Source organism: Bacillus pumilus, assembly GCF_900186955.1.
GTDB classification, from domain to species: Bacteria; Bacillota; Bacilli; order Bacillales; family Bacillaceae; genus Bacillus; species Bacillus pumilus.
The window spans coordinates 1933820-1952808 of the sequence record NZ_LT906438.1 but is presented as its reverse complement, the minus strand read 5'-3'; the positions used below and the strand labels follow the sequence as shown (position 1 = coordinate 1952808).

At 41.1% G+C, this 18989-nt stretch carries 25 protein-coding genes and 1 pseudogene; 18 read left to right on the top strand and 8 right to left on the bottom strand.

What is annotated here, in order from left to right; all coding sequences use genetic code 11:
• The first annotated feature begins 107 nt into the window (after positions 1 to 107).
• From CKW02_RS09805 to CKW02_RS09760, 10 genes are all read left to right on the top strand, one after another.
• Positions 108 to 1484, top strand: a complete 1377-nt coding sequence (locus CKW02_RS09805; RefSeq protein WP_003216007.1) for a sigma-54 interaction domain-containing protein — start codon at positions 108 to 110, stop codon at positions 1482 to 1484.
• Positions 1485 to 1601: 117 nt separating this feature from the next.
• The gene (kamA, locus tag CKW02_RS09800) at positions 1602 to 3002 is read left to right on the top strand and encodes a lysine 2,3-aminomutase (RefSeq protein WP_003215473.1); all 1401 of its coding nucleotides are present in this window, start codon (positions 1602 to 1604) and stop codon (positions 3000 to 3002) included.
• A gap of 2 nt (positions 3003 to 3004) precedes the next feature.
• The gene (locus CKW02_RS09795) at positions 3005 to 3286 is read left to right on the top strand and encodes a YokU family protein (RefSeq protein ID WP_003215937.1); all 282 of its coding nucleotides are present in this window, start codon (positions 3005 to 3007) and stop codon (positions 3284 to 3286) included.
• Between the two features lie 79 nt (positions 3287 to 3365).
• Positions 3366 to 3590: a YozE family protein gene (locus CKW02_RS09790; protein ID WP_003215834.1), complete on the top strand. Its 225-nt coding sequence runs from the start codon at positions 3366 to 3368 to the stop codon at positions 3588 to 3590.
• Positions 3591 to 3734: 144 nt separating this feature from the next.
• Positions 3735 to 4415: a hypothetical protein gene (locus CKW02_RS09785; protein WP_012010279.1), complete on the top strand. Its 681-nt coding sequence runs from the start codon at positions 3735 to 3737 to the stop codon at positions 4413 to 4415.
• A 250-nt stretch (positions 4416 to 4665) separates the two neighbouring features.
• Positions 4666 to 4836: a YozD family protein gene (locus CKW02_RS09780; protein WP_003216084.1), complete on the top strand. Its 171-nt coding sequence runs from the start codon at positions 4666 to 4668 to the stop codon at positions 4834 to 4836.
• Between the two features lie 48 nt (positions 4837 to 4884).
• On the top strand, positions 4885 to 5493 hold the full coding sequence (locus tag CKW02_RS09775) for a phosphatase PAP2 family protein (RefSeq protein ID WP_003216036.1): 609 nt from the start codon (positions 4885 to 4887) through the stop codon (positions 5491 to 5493).
• Positions 5494 to 5547: 54 nt separating this feature from the next.
• Complete coding sequence (locus tag CKW02_RS09770; protein WP_003215750.1) at positions 5548 to 5865, top strand: YodL domain-containing protein; 318 nt, start codon at positions 5548 to 5550, stop codon at positions 5863 to 5865.
• A gap of 112 nt (positions 5866 to 5977) precedes the next feature.
• The gene (deoD, locus tag CKW02_RS09765) at positions 5978 to 6673 is read left to right on the top strand and encodes a purine-nucleoside phosphorylase (RefSeq protein WP_003215664.1); all 696 of its coding nucleotides are present in this window, start codon (positions 5978 to 5980) and stop codon (positions 6671 to 6673) included.
• Between the two features lie 68 nt (positions 6674 to 6741).
• Complete coding sequence (locus tag CKW02_RS09760) at positions 6742 to 7572, top strand: M15 family metallopeptidase (protein WP_003216072.1); 831 nt, start codon at positions 6742 to 6744, stop codon at positions 7570 to 7572.
• Positions 7573 to 7622: 50 nt separating this feature from the next.
• Here CKW02_RS09760 and CKW02_RS09755 read toward each other — a convergent pair whose 3' ends face one another.
• Positions 7623 to 7874, bottom strand: a complete 252-nt coding sequence (locus tag CKW02_RS09755) for a hypothetical protein (protein WP_003216113.1) — start codon at positions 7872 to 7874, stop codon at positions 7623 to 7625.
• A gap of 92 nt (positions 7875 to 7966) precedes the next feature.
• Positions 7967 to 8665 (bottom strand): class I SAM-dependent methyltransferase, encoded by a 699-nt coding sequence (locus tag CKW02_RS09750; RefSeq protein WP_003215914.1) that lies wholly within the window; start codon positions 8663 to 8665, stop codon positions 7967 to 7969.
• Between the two features lie 151 nt (positions 8666 to 8816).
• On the opposite strand from CKW02_RS09750, the gene CKW02_RS09745 reads away from it, so the two are divergent.
• Positions 8817 to 10202, top strand: a complete 1386-nt coding sequence (locus CKW02_RS09745) for a S41 family peptidase (protein WP_034620462.1) — start codon at positions 8817 to 8819, stop codon at positions 10200 to 10202.
• 41 nt (positions 10203 to 10243) lie between these two features.
• On the opposite strand, the gene CKW02_RS09740 is transcribed toward CKW02_RS09745, so the two are convergent.
• From CKW02_RS09740 to CKW02_RS09730, 3 genes are all read right to left on the bottom strand, one after another.
• Positions 10244 to 11737 (bottom strand): sodium:solute symporter family protein, encoded by a 1494-nt coding sequence (locus tag CKW02_RS09740; RefSeq protein ID WP_003215570.1) that lies wholly within the window; start codon positions 11735 to 11737, stop codon positions 10244 to 10246.
• Positions 11737 to 11940 carry a DUF3311 domain-containing protein gene (locus tag CKW02_RS09735; RefSeq protein WP_003215965.1) on the bottom strand — a complete coding sequence of 68 codons (204 nt, stop codon included), beginning with the start codon at positions 11938 to 11940 and terminating at the stop codon, positions 11737 to 11739. The genes CKW02_RS09740 and CKW02_RS09735 overlap by 1 nt, the downstream gene beginning before the upstream one ends.
• A 236-nt stretch (positions 11941 to 12176) precedes the next feature.
• The gene (locus CKW02_RS09730) at positions 12177 to 12794 is read right to left on the bottom strand and encodes a nitroreductase family protein (protein WP_003215532.1); all 618 of its coding nucleotides are present in this window, start codon (positions 12792 to 12794) and stop codon (positions 12177 to 12179) included.
• A gap of 140 nt (positions 12795 to 12934) precedes the next feature.
• Here CKW02_RS09730 and CKW02_RS09725 point away from each other — a divergent pair, with 140 nt between their 5' ends.
• Together CKW02_RS09725 and CKW02_RS09720 are read left to right on the top strand one after the other, a co-directional pair.
• Positions 12935 to 13267, top strand: coding sequence for a winged helix-turn-helix transcriptional regulator (locus CKW02_RS09725; protein WP_003215692.1), 333 nt, complete (start codon positions 12935 to 12937; stop codon positions 13265 to 13267).
• 75 nt (positions 13268 to 13342) lie between these two features.
• On the top strand, positions 13343 to 13561 hold the full coding sequence (locus tag CKW02_RS09720; RefSeq protein WP_003215921.1) for a hypothetical protein: 219 nt from the start codon (positions 13343 to 13345) through the stop codon (positions 13559 to 13561).
• Between the two features lie 40 nt (positions 13562 to 13601).
• Here CKW02_RS09720 and CKW02_RS09715 read toward each other — a convergent pair whose 3' ends face one another.
• Complete coding sequence (locus CKW02_RS09715; protein WP_003216069.1) at positions 13602 to 14075, bottom strand: Hsp20/alpha crystallin family protein; 474 nt, start codon at positions 14073 to 14075, stop codon at positions 13602 to 13604.
• Positions 14076 to 14170: 95 nt separating this feature from the next.
• Between CKW02_RS09715 and rarD the strand changes: the two are divergent.
• The 4 genes and pseudogenes from rarD (at position 14171) to bshB2 (ending at position 16466) form a co-directional block, all read left to right on the top strand.
• A pseudogene (gene rarD / locus CKW02_RS09710) lies at positions 14171 to 15075 on the top strand (EamA family transporter RarD).
• A 78-nt stretch (positions 15076 to 15153) separates the two neighbouring features.
• A complete protein-coding gene (locus CKW02_RS09705) occupies positions 15154 to 15435 on the top strand; it encodes a hypothetical protein (protein WP_003215525.1) in 282 nt (93 codons plus the stop codon).
• Complete coding sequence (locus CKW02_RS09700) at positions 15432 to 15782, top strand: YojF family protein (RefSeq protein ID WP_003215737.1); 351 nt, start codon at positions 15432 to 15434, stop codon at positions 15780 to 15782. Before CKW02_RS09705 ends, CKW02_RS09700 begins: the two co-directional genes overlap by 4 nt.
• 18 nt (positions 15783 to 15800) lie before the next feature.
• Complete coding sequence (bshB2, locus tag CKW02_RS09695) at positions 15801 to 16466, top strand: bacillithiol biosynthesis deacetylase BshB2 (protein WP_003215901.1); 666 nt, start codon at positions 15801 to 15803, stop codon at positions 16464 to 16466.
• A 245-nt stretch (positions 16467 to 16711) separates the two neighbouring features.
• On the opposite strand, the gene CKW02_RS09685 is transcribed toward bshB2, so the two are convergent.
• Both CKW02_RS09685 and CKW02_RS20595 read right to left on the bottom strand, forming a co-directional pair.
• Positions 16712 to 18073: an MATE family efflux transporter gene (locus tag CKW02_RS09685; protein ID WP_034620465.1), complete on the bottom strand. Its 1362-nt coding sequence runs from the start codon at positions 18071 to 18073 to the stop codon at positions 16712 to 16714.
• A 58-nt stretch (positions 18074 to 18131) separates the two neighbouring features.
• A complete protein-coding gene (locus CKW02_RS20595) occupies positions 18132 to 18257 on the bottom strand; it encodes a hypothetical protein (protein ID WP_003215647.1) in 126 nt (41 codons plus the stop codon).
• A gap of 78 nt (positions 18258 to 18335) precedes the next feature.
• Between CKW02_RS20595 and cdaS the strand changes: the two genes are divergently transcribed.
• Positions 18336 to 18962: a sporulation-specific diadenylate cyclase CdaS gene (gene cdaS, locus CKW02_RS09680; RefSeq protein WP_034620466.1), complete on the top strand. Its 627-nt coding sequence runs from the start codon at positions 18336 to 18338 to the stop codon at positions 18960 to 18962.
• Positions 18963 to 18989: the final 27 nt, after the last annotated feature.

The window sequence follows — 18989 nt, the reverse complement described above, 5'->3', positions numbered from 1 at the left end:
GAAAAAGCGAAACATGAAAAGGACAGGGAACCTTTTGGAGATGATCAAGCCGCTGAAAATCCGGCAATAGATGCCGGTTTTTCGGCACTGGAAGTGAGGGGAAAAGAATGGGGAAGGTTGTCGAAAGAGCGGATTGGTTTGAATTAATTTTAGAAGCCATTGATGAAGCCATCCATGTTGTAGATGATCAAGGAATGACGATTTTTTACAATCATAATGCCGCCAAGTTTGACTGTTTGCAAAAAGAAGAGGTGATTGGCAAGTACATTCTTGATGTGTATCCCTCTTTAACAGAAAAAACAAGTACGCTCATGCATGTTTTGAGAACAGGGAAGCCCATTTATCATTCGCTGCAAACCTATTTGAATAAAAACGGAGAAAGAATTGAAACCGTCAACACGACATTGCCTATTATTGAAGACAGCCAGTTAATAGGTGCGGTCGAAGTCGCAAAAGATGTATCGAAGCTGTCAGCCCTTTCGAATCGTTTAGATCAAAAAAAACGAATACACGATGCGGCTGGGGCAGAACAAATGCATGATTTTTCTTCATTTTTAACAAATGATCCGCTCTTAAATGAAATGCTTGAAAAGGCAAAAAAAGCTGCTGCTTATCCGTCATCAGTTGTTGTCTACGGGGAAACAGGGACAGGGAAAGAAGTGCTCGTTCAAGCCATCGTTCATGAATCTGATCGGAAAAACCAAGTGTTCATTCCGCAAAACTGTGCGGCACTCCCAGAATCGCTACTTGAAAGCCTATTGTTCGGATCTGTCAAAGGGAGCTATACAGGCGCAATTGATCGCAAGGGGCTCTTTGAATTAGCTGATGGAGGCACGCTTTTTCTTGATGAACTGCAAGCGATGCCGCTCACGCTGCAGACGAAATTATTACGTGTGTTAGAGGATGGCGTGGTGCGCCGCATTGGAGATGCAAAAGCGATTCAAGTAGATGTAAGACTCATTACTGCACTCAATATGGACCCATTTGAAGCGGTGAAAAAGCAAATTTTAAGAGAAGACTTATTTTATAGACTGCATGTGTCATCTTTTCATATCCCACCGCTTCGTGAGAGAAAGCAAGACATCCCGCTGCTTTCCCGCCATTTCATTCAAACCTATCATCAGCAGTTTTCAAAAAACGTCAAACGCCTTTCTGAAGAAACAAAGCAATTGTTTATGGCTCACCACTGGCCGGGGAACGTTCGAGAATTAAAACATACCATTGAGCATGCCGTATTGATGATGCCAAAGGAAGCGGAAGACATCACACCTTCATACCTTCCTGCTCATTTACGTACGCAGAAGCTTGAGGAAGGAACACTTAATGCCTCCTTAAAAAGTCAGGTTTCTTCATTTGAACAAACACTCATTCAAGAAGCTTTAAACAAGCATCATGGCAATATTAAAAAAACCGCTGCTGCTTTAAAAATCCCTCGACAAACACTGCAATATAAACTGAAGAAATATGCAGATGCCGAAATATAGGCATCACCATCCAGTGAATATCACGGGCAAAGCTCCTTCTATAAAGAATAGGGGCATTTTCCCATGTTGGCACATAACTTGCATAGTATAAGGTGAATGCTGATAGGGGGAATGGATATGAATCAAAAACTATATGAACCGGCGCGTCATTGGAAGGACATTGAACTTTGGAAAGATGTACCTGAGGAAAAGTGGAACGACTGGATTTGGCAGCTGACGCATACCGTGAAAACGCTTGAAGATTTAGAGAAAGTCGTAAACTTAACAGAAGAGGAAAGAGAAGGGGTGAAGATTTCCACCAAAACCATTCCACTTAACATTACACCCTACTATGCCTCATTGATGAATCCAGACGATCCAAGATGTCCAGTACGTATGCAATCTGTGCCAATTGCTGAGGAGCTTCATAAAACAAAATATGACCTGGAAGACCCGCTGCATGAAGATGAAGACTCACCTGTCCCGGGGTTAACACATCGGTACCCAGATCGTGTGCTCTTTCTTGTAACAAATCAGTGCTCCATGTATTGCCGCTATTGTACGAGAAGACGTTTTTCCGGTCAGATCGGTATGGGCGTGCCAAAAAAGCAGTTAGATGCTGCCATTGGATATATTAGAGAAACACCTGAGGTGCGGGATGTGTTAATTTCCGGCGGAGATGGGCTCTTAATCAATGATCAAGTGCTTGAATACATTTTGAAAAACTTACGAGACATTCCGCATGTTGAAATCATTCGCATAGGAACCCGCGCACCGGTCGTCTTTCCGCAGCGCATTACAGATGAGCTGTGCGAGATTTTGAAAAAATATCATCCAGTTTGGCTGAATACCCATTTCAATACAAGCATTGAAATTACGAAAGAAGCAAAAGAAGCGTGCGAACGTCTTGTAAATGCCGGCGTGCCTGTAGGTAATCAGGCCGTCATCCTTGCAGGAATTAACGACAGTGTGCCGATTATGAAGAAGCTGATGCACGATCTCGTGATGATACGGGTCAGACCTTATTATATTTATCAGTGTGATTTATCTGAGGGCATTGGCCACTTTAGAACACCAGTATCAAAAGGTCTTGAAATCATAGAAGGCTTAAGAGGGCATACGAGCGGCTATGCCGTGCCAAGCTTTGTTGTGGATGCACCAGGAGGCGGAGGAAAGATCGCCTTGCAGCCAAATTATTTATTATCGCAAAGCCCTGACAAAGTCGTCCTTCGTAACTTTGAAGGTGTCATCACCTCTTACCCTGAACCAGAGCATTACGTCGCAGGCCAGGCAGATGCGTATTTTAATGAAATTTATGAAGAGAAACAAGACCCGGCAATTGGTATTACCGCACTATTTGAGGATGAGGCGAAATCGTTTACGCCAGAGAATTTAAGCCGGATGAAACGAAGAGAAGCATATGAGACAAATCCTGAGCATGACACACTCAAAAACAAACGTGAAAAACGAGATGAATTAAAAGAGAAAAAATATCAAGCGCAGCTCAAAAAAGATCAAACTGTAAAGGAGGAGAAATAACCTTGCTGACATGTGATTGGTGTGAGGAAAACAAAGCAAACAGAGAGCAGACAACAGTCTATTGGGAACTGATCACTGGCACACAATCCATTGAAATCATCGAAACACCGTCCATTTCCTGCACACACTGCGGTATGACATATCAAAAGGATGAGACGGTTAAAGGGATAGAAGATCAATTAATTTTAGTGGATCAGACAAAACTTCCAGAAAAAATTTCATACGAAGAATTAATGAGCATGGAGCGGTTATTAAAGCGAAATTACTTTGACTTTTCATCATAAGTTGTACCTCCGCCTATACAAGTCATCAAATTGCTGTATAATATAACAACAAAATAGAGTGTCGCGGAGGGAAAAACAGGTGAAGTCGTTTTACCATTATTTAATGAAGTACAGACATCCAAAACCGAAAGATGAAATCAGCCATTTTGCAAATGCTGCTTATGAGGATCACAGCTTCCCGAAAGCGTCCACTGATTATCATGAGCTTTGTGCCTATTTAGAATTAAATGGCGATTATTTAAGCTCAATGACAACATTTGACGAAGCGTTTGAGCAATATGAAGTAGAAGTCAAAAAAAAATAACACACAACCGCTTTTTCCAGATGGGAGAAGCGGTTTTTTGATGAGAAATAAAATGGCGTTTTGCATGGTGTGGTTGCCCATGCAGAATTCCTTGCGCCGGCATACGATACGTTAAGACCAAAAGTCGGGCAAGGGGGAGACAGAATGAAGGCGAAAGCACCAAAATATCAAGTAGGGGATATTGTCGTCGTTGTCATGTACGGCACAGTTGGAACGATTACAAAAGTCCATCAAATTGACCAGCACTATTTGTATGAGGTCAATCATAATGAGGTGCTTTATTTTGAAACATCACTTCAGCTTTACGATGAGTACGACGGGGTGATTGTGGATACAGAAAAGCTGGACATTGAATATGAGTTCCTCATTGGCGATGTTGTATATGTAAAAGATTACGGAAAAGAGCTATTTAAAATTATTGGCCATCGAACTGAAATATGGCGATACCTTGATGATGGCTGGGAAGATGTCATTTACGAACTCACAAGGCTAAAGGACGGAGAGTGGCTGGAAACAGAAGAGGAAGACTTAACGCTTGTCCTGAGGAAATATGAGATGGACCAGTTCGTTCATCAGCTTCTTTTTGTGCATTACGTCGGTGAAACCTCAAAAGAAATGGAAGAAGATATGGTGCAAACAGCTCTATTACAATTAGAAGAGAAACAAGAAAGCGAAGCATCACTAGAATTTCTCGCTGTATCTATAGTGGATGAGCTTCTTGATATTTATAATGACTATAAAATTCTCTACGAATTTTTCGAAGATCCAGAATACAAAGATATGATGGATTTTATATTGGAAAGTTTACACGAGCATTTTGGTTAAAGAAAGACTTGTCCTAACACGAATAAAAAATAAGGCACACAGAAAAAAACAATCACATAAAACCATCCCCTCAAGATACGGCCTATCACCTGATCAAACATTTCTCCATCTAATATGCTGAACCATTTCATTGCCTCACACCCCTTTTCTTTTTGTTTACTGCATTTATATGTATGGAATGAGCCATTATGACAAACTGTAATAAAAAACAGGCGTCGTTCATACATCATAAAAAAGGAGGCGGAATGTCATGAAAGAAGCAGATTTGGTGATCGATACAGAGGAAATTGCGGAATTCTTCTACATGGAGCTGGTCAAAAGAGGGTACATACCTGCGGAGCTGGAAACGTTTGAGCTGGCTGACATTACGTTTGAATATATGCTGAAAAAAACAATGATAGTTGAAGAAGAGGCGTGGTAGGCACTATACTTTGAAGTGATTCTGAAGAGAGGGAGGAGAATCTTTCGCGTGTATATCCTATTTCTTTTAATTTTATTTGGTGCCATTGCTGCGCTCATGGTATCTGGAGCGGGTCAAGCATTGGACAACCAGATCATCTTATGGTTTGAGAGCATCAGACTCCCTTTTTTAAATGATGTCATGCTGACTTTGACGGACTTTGGCATTAGTGCGCTGCTCGTGCCCATCATGCTCATTTTTAGTGTCGCTTTATTCATGTATAAGCGCTATTACTCTATCATGATGCTTTTTCTATTATATCTCACAGAAAAGACCATCAATCATGAACTAAAGGGGCTGTTTGCTAGAGAGCGCCCAGCCTTTGATCATCTTGTCAATGAAACGTATTACAGCTTTCCGAGCGGACATTCGATGAATGCAGCCACAATCTATCCTTTTATAGCTTATCTATTAGTTGAAATGATTCCATGGCTGAAAGAAAGGCAAAAAATCGTCTACTTGATCACAGGGGTCTGTGTTGTTTTGATTGGGATCAGCCGAATGTATATCGGCGTTCATTTTTTGACAGATGTCGCAGGCGGTTTTGCGATAGGACTTGCTTTATTTCTCATTTGTAAAAAGATTGACGGAAAATTGTCTGCCATTCGACAAAAATAGAAGAAGGAAATTGACAGACCCCAGCCAATTTTATATAAAAGGGGAGGGATTTGAATGCAATTGACGTTGAGATTTTTTCAAAAGAAACCTTCAGCATTTCACTTAACCATTTATCAGACACCTGAATATGGCGCTGCAAGTGGGCATCAGCCTGTGTACCGGACAAAGATTGGCGGCAGAACACACCTGGATGTTCTGGAAAAAGCATTCTCGACATTTAATGTACATGATACAGTCCCTAGTGATTACAATGCACGGTTTATCACAACAGGTGATATTGTTGTGATTGATGATAAGAAAAAAGGAAAGTGCTATTATCAGCTTTTTCCGGCAGGATGGAAACGCAGTGAGCGACTGTTGACGATGAGTTAAATAGAGATTTTCGATGCCAGCTCGAGCTTTAGCTGGTATTTTCTTTTTTGGGCTCAATCGTTTATACTAAATAGGACAAAACACATAGTAAACGTAAGTGGAGGCTAAAAAAATGAGTGTACATATTGGAGCAGAAAAAGGACAAATTGCAGAAACGGTATTGCTGCCAGGCGATCCGCTTCGTGCGAAATATATTGCAGATACATATTTAGAAGATGTCGAATGCTATAACGAAGTGCGCGGAATGTATGGTTATACTGGGACCTACAAAGGAAAGCGCGTTTCTGTACAAGGGACCGGAATGGGCGTACCTTCTATTTCGATTTATGTGAATGAACTCATTCAAAGCTATGATGTTCAAAACTTAATCCGCGTCGGATCTTGCGGGGCTATCAAAAGGGATGTCAACGTACGTGATGTCATTTTAGCTCAGACATCTTCAACAGATTCACAAATGAATCGTGTGACATTTGGACCGATTGATTACGCACCTTGCGCTGATTTTGGACTGCTTAAGAAAGCATACGACACAGCAGAAGCAAAAAATGTCGCTGTACGTGTCGGTAATGTATTTACAGCAGACCAATTTTACAATGAAAAACCACTTGAGCTCATGGCTCAATACGGAATTCTAGCAATTGAAATGGAGACAACCGCTCTATATTCGCTTGCAGCAAAATTTGATCGTAAAGCGTTATCCATTCTGACAGTGAGTGATCATATTCTCACAGGAGAAGAAACAACGGCTGAAGAGCGTCAAACGACATTTGACGAAATGATCTTAATTGCGCTAGACTCCGTTTTATAATAGTATAAAGGGTGTGCTACGATGTAGCGCATCTTTATTTTTTTAGAAGAGCAAAAGGAAGGTATGTCATGAAGAAAAGCTATAAAATACTCTCAATCGCATCGATTCTTGGTTTGACAGCCGCATTATCGGGCTGCCAGTTGCTGGATCAAAAAAGCGGTACATCTGAATCGAACAAAACAAACGAACAAAAAAGCGCAGAAAATTCATCTACCCAGCAAAACTCAAACAATACAGCAGATTCATCGGATCAAGAGCTGACGTTAAAGAGTGAATATTTCAATGACATCAAAGTGGTAAGCGGGCTGAAAACCATTCAAAATCCTGCAAACGTGCTAGCACTTGTCAACAAAGAATACGCATTACCAGGAACCTATAAACCTTCTGATCTCGTTGTTCCAAAAGTAGAATTCTCTTTTTCAGAGGATATTGAAAAACGATATATTCGTAAAGAAGCAGCAGAAGCACTTGAGACATTATTCAAAGATGCGAAAAAGAAAAACTTCGAGCTGGCTGCCGTATCTGGCTATCGCTCCTATGACCGTCAAAAGGTCATTTTTGATAGTGAAGTCAAGTTAAAAGGCAAAGAAAAAGCGCAAGAAGCAGTAGCTTTACCAGGCGAAAGTGAACACCAAACAGGCCTTGCAATGGACATTTCCTCAAAAAGTGCCGGCTTTGACATCTCTGAAAAGTTTGGTGAAACACCTGATGGCAAATGGGTGGCTAAAAACGCCTATAAATATGGTTTTATCATTCGTTATCCAAAAGGAAAAGAAGACATGACAAAATATGAATATGAGCCGTGGCATCTGCGCTATGTTGGAAAAGAAGCAGCAAAAGCGATGCATGATCACGATTTAACATTTGAAGAGTACATGAATAAAGTGAAGAAAATTTAATCAAATAAAAAGGCCTCCCAGCTATTCGGGGGGCCTTCTTTATTCTTCTTTTAAAAAAAGAACAATCCTGCTAATGCGAAACCTGTAATGAAACCAAGCCCGATGCCATAAGCGGCACCCCAGCCGTAATACCCTCCGTAATAACCAAAGCCAAAGCCGCCGCGAGAACCGCCGACTGGACGAATATACACTTTGCGGTTTGTCACCCGCTCAATGCGTCCGACATGTACTCTGCCATTACGATCTGTGATTCTAGCGACTTTCCCCATATGCTGCTGACAAAGCTTTTGATAGCGCTCCATATTTTTCCTCCTTATGACAAACTCTTTTCCCTCTTATCCTATGCGAGAGACCTCATAGAGTTTGGACAAAACATATAGGAGATTCGCTCATTTTATACGGTACATTCAAATAGAATGTGGCTTAGCTGCTTTCGGTGCGCTTGAATCAGATCGTAGTGTGTTTGCATCGTTTCGTAAAGAGAAGACGGGATATATTCAGATAATTCCATTTCTGTCGGCTCCTCTTGTACCATGTGATCATCAAATGAGAGAATTCGAACGTCATGAAATCCTGCTGCTTTTAGCTGCTCCTTCCATTCTTCAAGTGAAAAGAGTGCGTGAAACCCGTAAAAATCTCGAACGGCGGCAAGCTCCTTCGGTGTAAGGGGTGCTTTTAATACTGCTTCATTCGCAACAAGTTGACTTCCAGGGGCAAGCACGCGTTTAATCTCAGCAAGTGCCGCTGGAAAGTTGGTAAAGCTCAAAACAGATTCACTGATCAGAAGAGTGAACGCTTCATCTGGAAATGGCAGCTGTTCGATCGATGCTTGCAGTGCGCGGATCGGCAGTTCTTCTCGCTCAAATCGCAGATTAGCCTTTTCAATCATCAAAGGGTGTGTATCAATCGCCTCCACCTGATAACCGATATTGCCTAAATATGCCGCCGTTTGTCCAGTCCCGCATCCCGCATCCAGTATGCGCGCATCAGGCATCAATTTTATATGCTCAAGCATCGTTTTTGTTAACTCAATTCCGCCAGGATGGGCACTAGATACGCCAAAATAGGCAAGCATTTCTACATAATCACTCATAAAATCCCTTCTTTCCTTATCAAGTTCCTCTTTAAAGATTATGCAATGCAAGGTCAAATGGCTTATCTTTTCAAAGAGAACTTCGATCCTTTGGTTGACGGATGAAGCATCGTCCTTGATAATAATGAAAGGAGATAAAGGTGGTGTTTTTTTGAAAAAACAATTTAAGATCGTCATCGCTATTTTGGTGACAGCGGCACTGTCCTCAGCGATTACATTTGTGATCACAAAACAAGGGACTGTCAATGTCTCAGGAGATGAGAAGTTTAGTAAACTCATGGCTGCGTATACGAAAGTAAAAGATGAGTATTACGAAAAAACGGATGATCAAAAACTAGTAGATGGTGCGATTCAAGGAATGATCGCATCACTTGATGATCCATACTCTACATATATGGATCAGGAGGAAGCCGAAGGATTTAACAACACCATTTCTTCATCATTTGAAGGAATTGGTGCACAAGTAGAAGAGAAGGATGGACAAATTTTAATTGTCGCACCGATTAAAGGCTCTCCTGCTGAAAAAGCCGGGTTGAAACCTCATGATCGTATTTTAAAGGTGGATGGAAAAAGCACAAAAGGCATGTCGGTCAATCAAGCAGTCTCTCTAATCAGAGGGGAAAAAGGAACGGATGTCAAGCTTCACCTTAACCGCCAAGGAGTGGGAAATGTTGATGTGACCATCACAAGAGACACCATTCCAGTTGAAACAGTGTATGCAAAACTCACAAAAGACAAAATAGGAGAAATCCAAATTACGTCCTTTGCTGAAACAACGTCAAAAGAGTTAGATAAAGCCATTGATGACCTCGAGAAAAAAGGGGCAAAAGGGTTTGTCATTGACCTGAGAGATAATCCAGGCGGCATTATGACAGAAGCGATTGAAATGAGTAATGACTTTATCGATAAAGGGAAAGTCATCATGCAAGTTGAAGAAAAAGGGAAGAAAGAAGAGTACAAGGCTGAAAAAGAACGCAAAGTTCATCAGCCGGCAGTTGTCCTTGTAAATGGCGGCTCAGCCAGCGCTGCAGAAATCATGGCGGCGGCTCTGCACCAATCTTCAGGTATCAAAATTATTGGTGAAAAGACATTTGGTAAAGGAACTGTTCAAAATGCGCAAAGCTATAATGATGGTTCTAGTGTCAAGTTAACCATTGCCAAGTGGCTAACGCCGGATGGTTCGTGGATTCATAAAAAAGGAATTGAACCACAGGTCAAAGCATCGCTCCCAAGTTATGCAAAGTTGCCATACTTAAGCCCGAAAAAAACGTATCAGCTGAATGACAATGGAGATGAAGTCAAAGCGGCTCAAAAAATGTTCCAAGCGCTTGACTACAAAGCAAAAGCAAATGGTGAGTACGATCAAGCCTTCCAGACGATCGTCAAAAGCTTCCAAACAGACAACGATCTGAAAGCAGACGGAATTCTGACGGGAGATACAACGACAGTACTGATGACAAAGATCCAAAATAAGCTAAAGAACAATGATACTCAAATGAAAAAAGCCATTGAAGTCTTGAAAAAAGAAATGAAATAAAGAAAGAGCAGTCCTCTTAGGGGGGACTGCTCTTTCTATGTTTACGCGTTGTTTCCAATCGCTTCTGTTTTGTCTTGATCTTTTTCAAATAGATCATCCATGACAGAATTGGATGTGACCTTCTTTTGGAAGAATGGATTCAAAATCAGGATGACCACAACGTTTGCTAGTAAACCAAGAAACCCTTCATAAAGACCGAACGTGACTTGTGAGATATTGGCTGTAAAGGTGACGATGATGCCAACAACTAACCCCGCAATCGTTGCTTCTCTCGATTGTTTTTTCCAGAACAAGCTGATCGCAATGGCAGGGAAAATTTGAACCATTCCTGAAACACCAATGAGCTGAAGTGTCACAAGTGCTGTTGGGAAGAGCATTCCGAATAATAGAGCCAGTCCGATCACGATAAACACCATTGAACGAGTGATGATGGTCAACCTTTTAGGTAATACATTCGGATGAATTAAGTCACGATATAAATTATTGGCAAATAAATTCGATGCACCAATGGCCATGATCGAGCATGGAATGAGGGAAGCCAGTGCAATCGTTGAATAAGCAAGACCCTGCATCACGCCGCCATATGACGTTTGAATTAAATGAAGAAGTGCAAATCTTGGATTCGTATCTTCTGGTAAGACCAAAAAGGCAATAAATCCAAGGAAGATGACCAAAATCAATACGATGTTATAAAGAGGCAAAAACATGCTGTTTTTACGGATAGCATCTGCACTTTTTGCTGTAAATACCCCTGTTGCCGCATGTGCCCACATAAACAAAGCAAGGGCAGAAACACCTGAAGCGGTAATGAACCATAAAATGCCTTTAGGACCGCCGTCAGGAATTGTCAGAAGCTGTGGCGCTTCCTTAGCTAACGTATTCATCATCGGAGTCCAGCCGTTAAAATGAATGATTGGCAGTGAAACCACCATAAACAGCATGATGACCCAAACGAGAATATCCTTAATAATGGCTGTATATGTAGGACCTTTAATCCCGCTGAAAAATGTATAAAGTGCGACTAAAATAAATGAAATAATAACAACTGCATTCACATTAATATAACTAGTTCCAGCGACAGTTAACGTATCTTGAATCCCGCTCAGTTGAAGACAAATATAAGGAATGAGCATAAGCACTCCAATAATTGCAATTAGACTGGATAACAGCTTGCTGTCAAAGCGCTCACGTGCATAATCAGCGAGCGTTGTGAGGTTGTGATTCTTCGCAACCGTCCATAGCTTTGGTAAGAAGAAATAAGCAATAAAATACGCTAGAACTGAATAGGGAATAGCGAAAAAAGCGACACTTCCAGCTGTATAGGCTGTACTAGTGAGTCCTAAAAAGGTATAAGCTGTGTATAAATCTGCGCCAACGAGGAACCAGACGAGCAGCCCGCCAAATTTTCTCCCGCCGACAGACCATTCCTCTACTGACTGTCTGGATGATTTATCACGGCCAGCGGCAAATCCAATGACCACGACGATGAAAATGATACTTGCTGTAATCAATAAAGCTGTTAAATTTCCTTGCATTAGTCAGTTCCTCCATTTGAATGTTGCATGCGGTAAATGATGAATGTACAGACTGGTGTGAGAACAATCCATAGTAAGAGCCAGAAGTGGAAAAAAGGCAGGCCTATCACAAATGGATGGATACGATTCGCAAAGGGCAGCAGTGCGAGCTGTCCGATGAATGGAATCGCTATAAGTAGTGCCAGTATCAATTTTTTATTCATGATTTCCTCCTGAATTTTTTGTAATTTCATAATAATAGCAGTTGTCAGATTAGATCACAAGACCATTTTCAGAAAAAACAATCATTTCGCTGAATATCATACTAATATAACGCTTTCATTCTTGAGAAAAAGAAAAAGTGTAGATGAAAAGGGGGTAAATGAAAAGAAAATATGCAGCAATAATATTTAAACCAAATAAAAAAAGCCTCAGCATGAAAGCTGAGGTCTTGCCAATTTTAAAGGAAATCAGATACTTCTTCGATGTCGAAACGATTGCTTTTATGAGCTTCTTTCGCTGCTTTACCAACTGAAATCAGCATGACTGGCTCATATCGGCCGCTTACATTGAATTCTTTGATGTAGGCGTCTTTACTGAAACCACCCATTGCGCATGTATCATAGCCCATTGCTTTTGCAGCAATCATTAATTGCATAGCAGCTAATGAAGCATTTGAATACGCAGCTTCACGTGCATACTGCTCGCTTTGGTATGCGCCATTGATTTGAGTCATCAATGTTTCTTTGATGTCTTCAGTAATGAATCCTTGTTCTGCCAGCTCACTGTAGATTTTTTCACCATTTTGATTGGCTTCAAGATCACCTAGTACAGCAATAACAGCTGATGCTTGTGAGATTTGCTTTTGGTTGTAAGCGATTGGAAGTAACTTCGCTTTAGATTCAGCACTGTGGAAGACAGTGAAATGCCAATGCTGAAGGTTCCACGCGGATGGTGCTTTTGTTGTGATATCAAGAAGCTCTGTTAACTCTTCTTTTGTCATTTCATGAGTTGTATCGTACTCTTTTACTGAAGCTCTTTGTTTTAAAATGTCAATCGTTTTTTGATCAGTCGCCATATGGATATTTCCTCCCGTTTTTGCAAATAATATGGTACAATAACTAAAAAGTGAGAAACTTACTTATTGTAACTAGAGATATATTTTAAATTGTATACCGTTAGTTTGTCAAACAATCATGAAAAGAAAGGCTGAAATTTATGGAATTTCAATTATGTCCACACATTCAGCAAGCTTTTTTACTGCTAGGCAAAAGGTGGAATGGTCTCATTATTCATGTATTGCTTGATGGTCCAAAGCGTTTTAAAGACATGACGGACATTATCCCATCCATCAGTCAAAAAATGCTCGCAGAGCGTTTAAAGGAACTTGAGCAAGAAGGGATTATAGAGCGAACTGTATTGCCTGAGACGCCTGTGAAAGTCATTTACTGTTTAACTGAAAAAGGAAATGCGCTAAATGATGTGTTTCATGAGGTATCTAGGTGGGCAGGGGAATATACAGAATCTCATGAAAAAAAGGAACAAGCCTAGTTTCAGGTTTGCCCAAACGTTTTGACTCCTGATGAATATGCTGATCTTAGGCACATGACAAAGGAGGAGAAATGCATGTACCCTCATACTCCGTATTTCCGAGGCGGCGCCCCTGGCATTCCGCCATATGAATCCAGAGTCCCTTTGTTTTTTGGTTTTGGCGCTCCTTTAGTCGGCGGACTGCTTGGCGGGTTTTTAGGAAGTGCGATTTTTAATTATCCCCGTCCATATTACCCGCCACCACCACCGCCTGTTCCACCACCTTATGGCGGAGGATATCCACCATACTATTAAGAAAAAAGAGTAAGCCTGCTTCTATATCAAAGCAGGCTTTTTATAATGGAATATCGATTTCAGAAATCCCCGGATCATCATGCTTTAAAAACATAATCTCCAAAATACCGTCCTGATACGAAGCCTTCGTTCCTTTTCTTTTGACAGCAGCAGGGAGGACGACTTTCTTCTGCGTGCCTTCCTCAGGAAAATGATCAATAAACAGCAGGTTGGCTGTATGTTTAATTTTTACTTTTTCTGTGCTCGGCCGAGCAAGCTCAATCTTAACGAACACGTGATCAGTGGTTTCGAACACTTCCACTTCGGGTTCTTTTTCTTTTTTGACGTCTGTTTCTCTCGTTTTTTGATGTTGAGAGAGTGGGTCCTGAAAAGGGAACTGAGCAGGATAATTGGAGCCGAATACACTTTCCATCACTTGATTGACGTACTGCTCGACGTCTTTAGGGTCTGAATTCTTTAAGGCTTCTTTTGAAAATTGCTTTTGAAAAGGGAATAATCGGTTCCAGTCAAACATGCAAATCATCCTTTCTAAATGCCCTGAATTAGTATATGCCCATTCACTTGAGTGCGTGCTATAATATACGATAGGTTTAGAAAGGAATGGTTAGATTGAACGAACAACAGCAATCAAAAGGTGTTCTCTATACGGCAGCATCTTTTACATTATGGGGATTATTCCCGTTATATTGGAAACTGATGGAACATATTTCGTCAGGCGAAATTTTAGCGCACAGAATTTTATGGTCATTTGTTTTTATGTGCGGTATTCTTCTGTATTTAAAACAAGTCCGGCCGGCGATGCAGACAGTGAAGGGTCTCATGCTCGATGGCAAGGCACTTTTTTCATTACTATTATCTGCTATTTTAATATCGGTTAACTGGTATGTGTACATTTGGGCAGTCAACCATCATCTTATGCTAGAAGCTAGTTTAGGGTATTATATTAATCCGCTTGTCTCTGTTTTACTAGGCATCATTTTCTTGAAAGAGCGGCTCAATAAATTACAAACCATTGCGATTTTAATTGCCGCAGCTGGGGTGATTCTTTCTACGATTCAGTACGGTTCATTTCCTGTCGTGGCAATATTACTTGCCTTTAGCTTCGGTTTTTATGGATTGATTAAAAAAGAATGAGCTTCACGAGTGCCATTGGTTTGACAATTGAAACGCTGCTTCTAGCCCCGGCAGCTCTTGTGTACTTATTGTTCTTCTTAAAAGAACCTGTGGTGACAATGAATCCTAACAGCTTCGGATCGCTTGGTCTCTTATTCTTTGCAGGGGTCTTTACTGCGGTGCCGCTTCTTTTATTCTCTGAAGGGGCAAAAAAAATTCCTCTTTATCAAGTGGGTATTTTACAGTACATTGCACCAACGATTACACTGTTTTTAGGGTTATTTGTGTATCACGAGCACTTATCTTCAGCTAAAATTGTGACGTTTCTTTGTATCTGGGTGGCGATTTTATTGTTTACTACCTCTCAATTACGCATGAAAAAAACTGCGAATTCTCATTAAGTCCTACGAGCAGTTTGCTTTTTTTTGAAGGCGGATCATGTCATAATAAGTTGTTACCAAAACTGTAGAGGTGATTACATGTCATCAGCCAATGAGCTTACAGCCGCTTATCAATCTTTATGGAAAAATCGTCAGCTTGATGTCGATGATATGTCTTCTTTACACGAGGCAATATGTGATGATTTAAGCGATGCGCGCACTCATCCGAGGGCGAGAAAATCATTTCATCAAAAATATGTACTCGCTGTAGAGAGAATATTAGAAAGTGGGCTTCGGCATGATCATCAGCTGCAGCTGATCAGCTTACATACAAAAAAGCTGCGCGAATTAATTCAAAATGAAGGAAGGAACCACTCATGAAACCAATTCAAACGGAAGATGTCACAGCACATCTTGAATCGTTTTTACATCGTCCAGTCTTCGTTCATCTTGAAACGACCACTGGTTCTTATTCAGCTCATGTAAATGAACAAAATATGACGGTCGTTGCCTATATCCGCAATGCGAAAGTCGTCTATTCACAGGCGAAAATAAAAGGACAAGGTCCGTACCGTGTTGGAATGAAAACAGAAGATGGCTGGATTTACGCAGAAGGATTAACGGATTATGTGTTTGATGACCATGGCCGCCTGCTGTTAGCTGGGCACTTGCCAGACGGGAAACTAGCGATCTCATTACAAATTAGTGAAACACCATTTCAGGTGTAGAAGAAAGGGTGACGAGTCATGAATGAACATGTACTAGTGATGCTGCCTCACCCAGATGATGAATCGTTTGGGGTTGCAGGTCTCATTGCACAAAGTAGAAAACGCGGCATCCCAGTCACGTATGCATGCGGGACACTTGGGGAAATGGGCAGAAATATGGGCAGTCCAACATATGCTAACCGTGAAACACTTCCTGAATTAAGAAAACAGGAATTAATCAGCGCCTGCAAAGAAATGGATATCACAGACTTACGTATGCTTGGACTTCGTGATAAAACATTGGAATTTGAGGATGACGAGTATTTAGCTGATGTGATGGAAACCATCATTGATGAAGTCAAACCTACACTGATTGTGACGTTTTATCCTGGACACGGTGTACATCCTGATCATGATGCGACAGGGGAAGCGGTGATTCGCGCTCTTTACCGTAAGAAAAAAGAAGATCGTCCTGTCACATACTGCATGGCCATTACGAAAAATAGAGAAGAAGTGCTGGGAAATGCAGATATTACGATCGACATTACAGATGTAGCAGATATCAAATTAAATGCACTGAGAGCGCATAGAACGCAAACAGAAGGCATGCTGAGAGAGCTTGAACAGAAGCTGAAAAACAAAGAACCTGTCGTCCAAAAATGGTTCGATGAAGAAATTTTCTGGACGTACCAATGGAAAGACTAAATAAAAAAAGCAGCTGACATTGATCAGCTGCTTAAATTGTTTACAAAGGGCTAAAATGATCTTGATTTTAGCCCTTTGTCTTCTTTTCAGCTTGATAGAAAACCTTTGAAGTCTAAGAAGGGCGAGCACCGGAACGGAGCGAATTTGACATTCGTGAGTACCGGCGCGCAGAGCTGACAACGAATGCGAAGGTTTGTCTACACGCTGGGCAGCTGACATCGATCAGCTGTTTTTTAGTGTCGTATTTAGTGATTGGGCGCTTGTTGAAGCAATCGTTTTTCAATCAATCTGAGACGGATAAAGAGGACAATGGCACCAGCGGCAAGTCCGGCAATGAGACCAATCCAATACCCAAATGCCCCATACGAGGTATAGGTGCCAATCAGATAACCGGAAGGAAGGCCGATCACCCAGTATGAAACAAATGCGGCAATGAGCGTATAGTTGACATCTTTATAGCCGCGCAGCGCCCCTTGAATGGGTGCAGCAATGGCATCTGACAGCTGGAAAAAGATCGCATAAATCAAAAATTGCTGTGTCAACTGTAAAACAGCCGATTCAGCTGTGTATAAACCAGCAATCTCTGGTCTAAATAATAAAATGAGTGCTGCCGTACACAAGGAGAATAATACCGCCGTTCCAATTCCGATATAGCTATAGCTTTGCGCGTCTTTATAACGCTTGGCACCAGCTTCAAACCCAACGACAATCGTTAAAGCCATCGAGATACTGAGCGGTAAAATATATAAGATGGAAGCAAAGTTCATCGCAGCCTGGTGACTTGCAATCGTCACAGTATCAAAGTGACCCATTAATAACGTAACTGCTGCAAAGATACTCGTTTCAAAAAAGATCGCAAACCCGATAGGAAGACCGATTTTCAGTATTTGCCCCATACGGGAAATGTTGATTCGAGGCAGTTTTTGAAACAAACGAAATGAGGCAAATGGTTCTGCTTTCATGACAAGACAAATACTCATGATGAAAATTGCCCAATACGTCATCGCAGAAGCAAGACCAGCTCCCGCGCCGCCAAGCTTTGGAAAGCCGAAATTCCCAAAAATAAATACATAGTTTAAAGCAAAATTAATAGGAAGTGCTGTTAACGTGATGAACATCGTTACACGTGTTTTCCCTAATGCATCAATAAATGACCTAAGCACAGAATAACCAAACAGCGGGATGATACCAAAAGCAAGAAAACTTAAGAAATGCCGCGCAATATCCTCTACGGATTGCTCAAGTCCAAGTCCCCCTAATACGTAAGGGATGATAATTGTTCCAATTGCAATCACACAGATACTTAAAAGAAAGGATAAATAAATCGCCTGAAAGACAGCCTTGGGAACATCCTTTTTATGCCCTGCGCCCATCAGCTGAGCGACAATTGGCGTAACGGCCATTAATATACCAGCAAGTCCTGTATAAACGGGTGTCCAAATACTAGAACCGATCGCAACACCCGCAAGGTCTTCTGCACTCACTTTTCCAGACATCACGGTGTCTAAAAACGTAATAAGCGAAAGACCCGCTTGAGTGATTAAAATCGGAATCAAAATGGTTAAAAATAGTGTCACCTTAGCTCGAATGCTATTTGTTTCTCTCATCATAAGTTCCTCTCTGAACAGAAATAACGAGAGGATTATATCATGCTATGTAAAAAAATCAATTCTCTGTCGGATTATTTTTCTTAGATGGCTTCGTTTTTTTAAACATTTGGGCATAAATAAAGGAAAGACTGACAACACCTAAAATGCTGCAAGCATATTGAATCACTTTCTGAATGGTCATATTAAGTCACCTCCATAACAATAGAATGCGCATAATTTGTTATTTTATGACAACGAAAAGGAGGAGGGAAAAGGTCAAATGATCAATCGTACGAATGAAGAAGTGCAATTTAAAGTGGGCATGAGAACACACTTGATGAAAATTATGAAGGATGCAAGTGACATTATCGATTCCCTTGATGAGATTGAGCAATGTCTACTTTGTGATCTCGAGTCATTACATGATGAGTTTAATGAAATGCATGCAGAGGCTTCCTCGTTTTATTTACAATCGTATATGGAAGAATTCACACCTGGATTTGCTCAATTTTCGTTAGCCATTGAGAGCTTATCAAAACAAAAGCACGGGGCACTGATTGTGATACAAAGGCGGGATGAGGTCGAGGATTTTATTCAAAGAGGGACAAATCTTCATGCGAAAATTAGTGCTTCATTAATTGAAAGCATTTTCTACCCAGGAAATCCACTTCATGATGGTGCGCTTTTAGTCAAAGAAAATACGCTCGTATCTGCGGCAAATGTGCTCCCGCTTACTTCAAAAAAAGTCAGTCCTTCTCTCGGGACAAGACACAGGGCTGCGATCGGACTCTCTGGTATGACCGATGCACTTGTTCTCGTCGTTTCAGAGGAAACGGGTAAAATGTCATTTGCGAAAGAAGGAGTCCTTTATCCGCTCACTGTAAAAGAACCTGAAATCAGAAAATAAAAAACCAATCGCTGCATTCTTCATTCG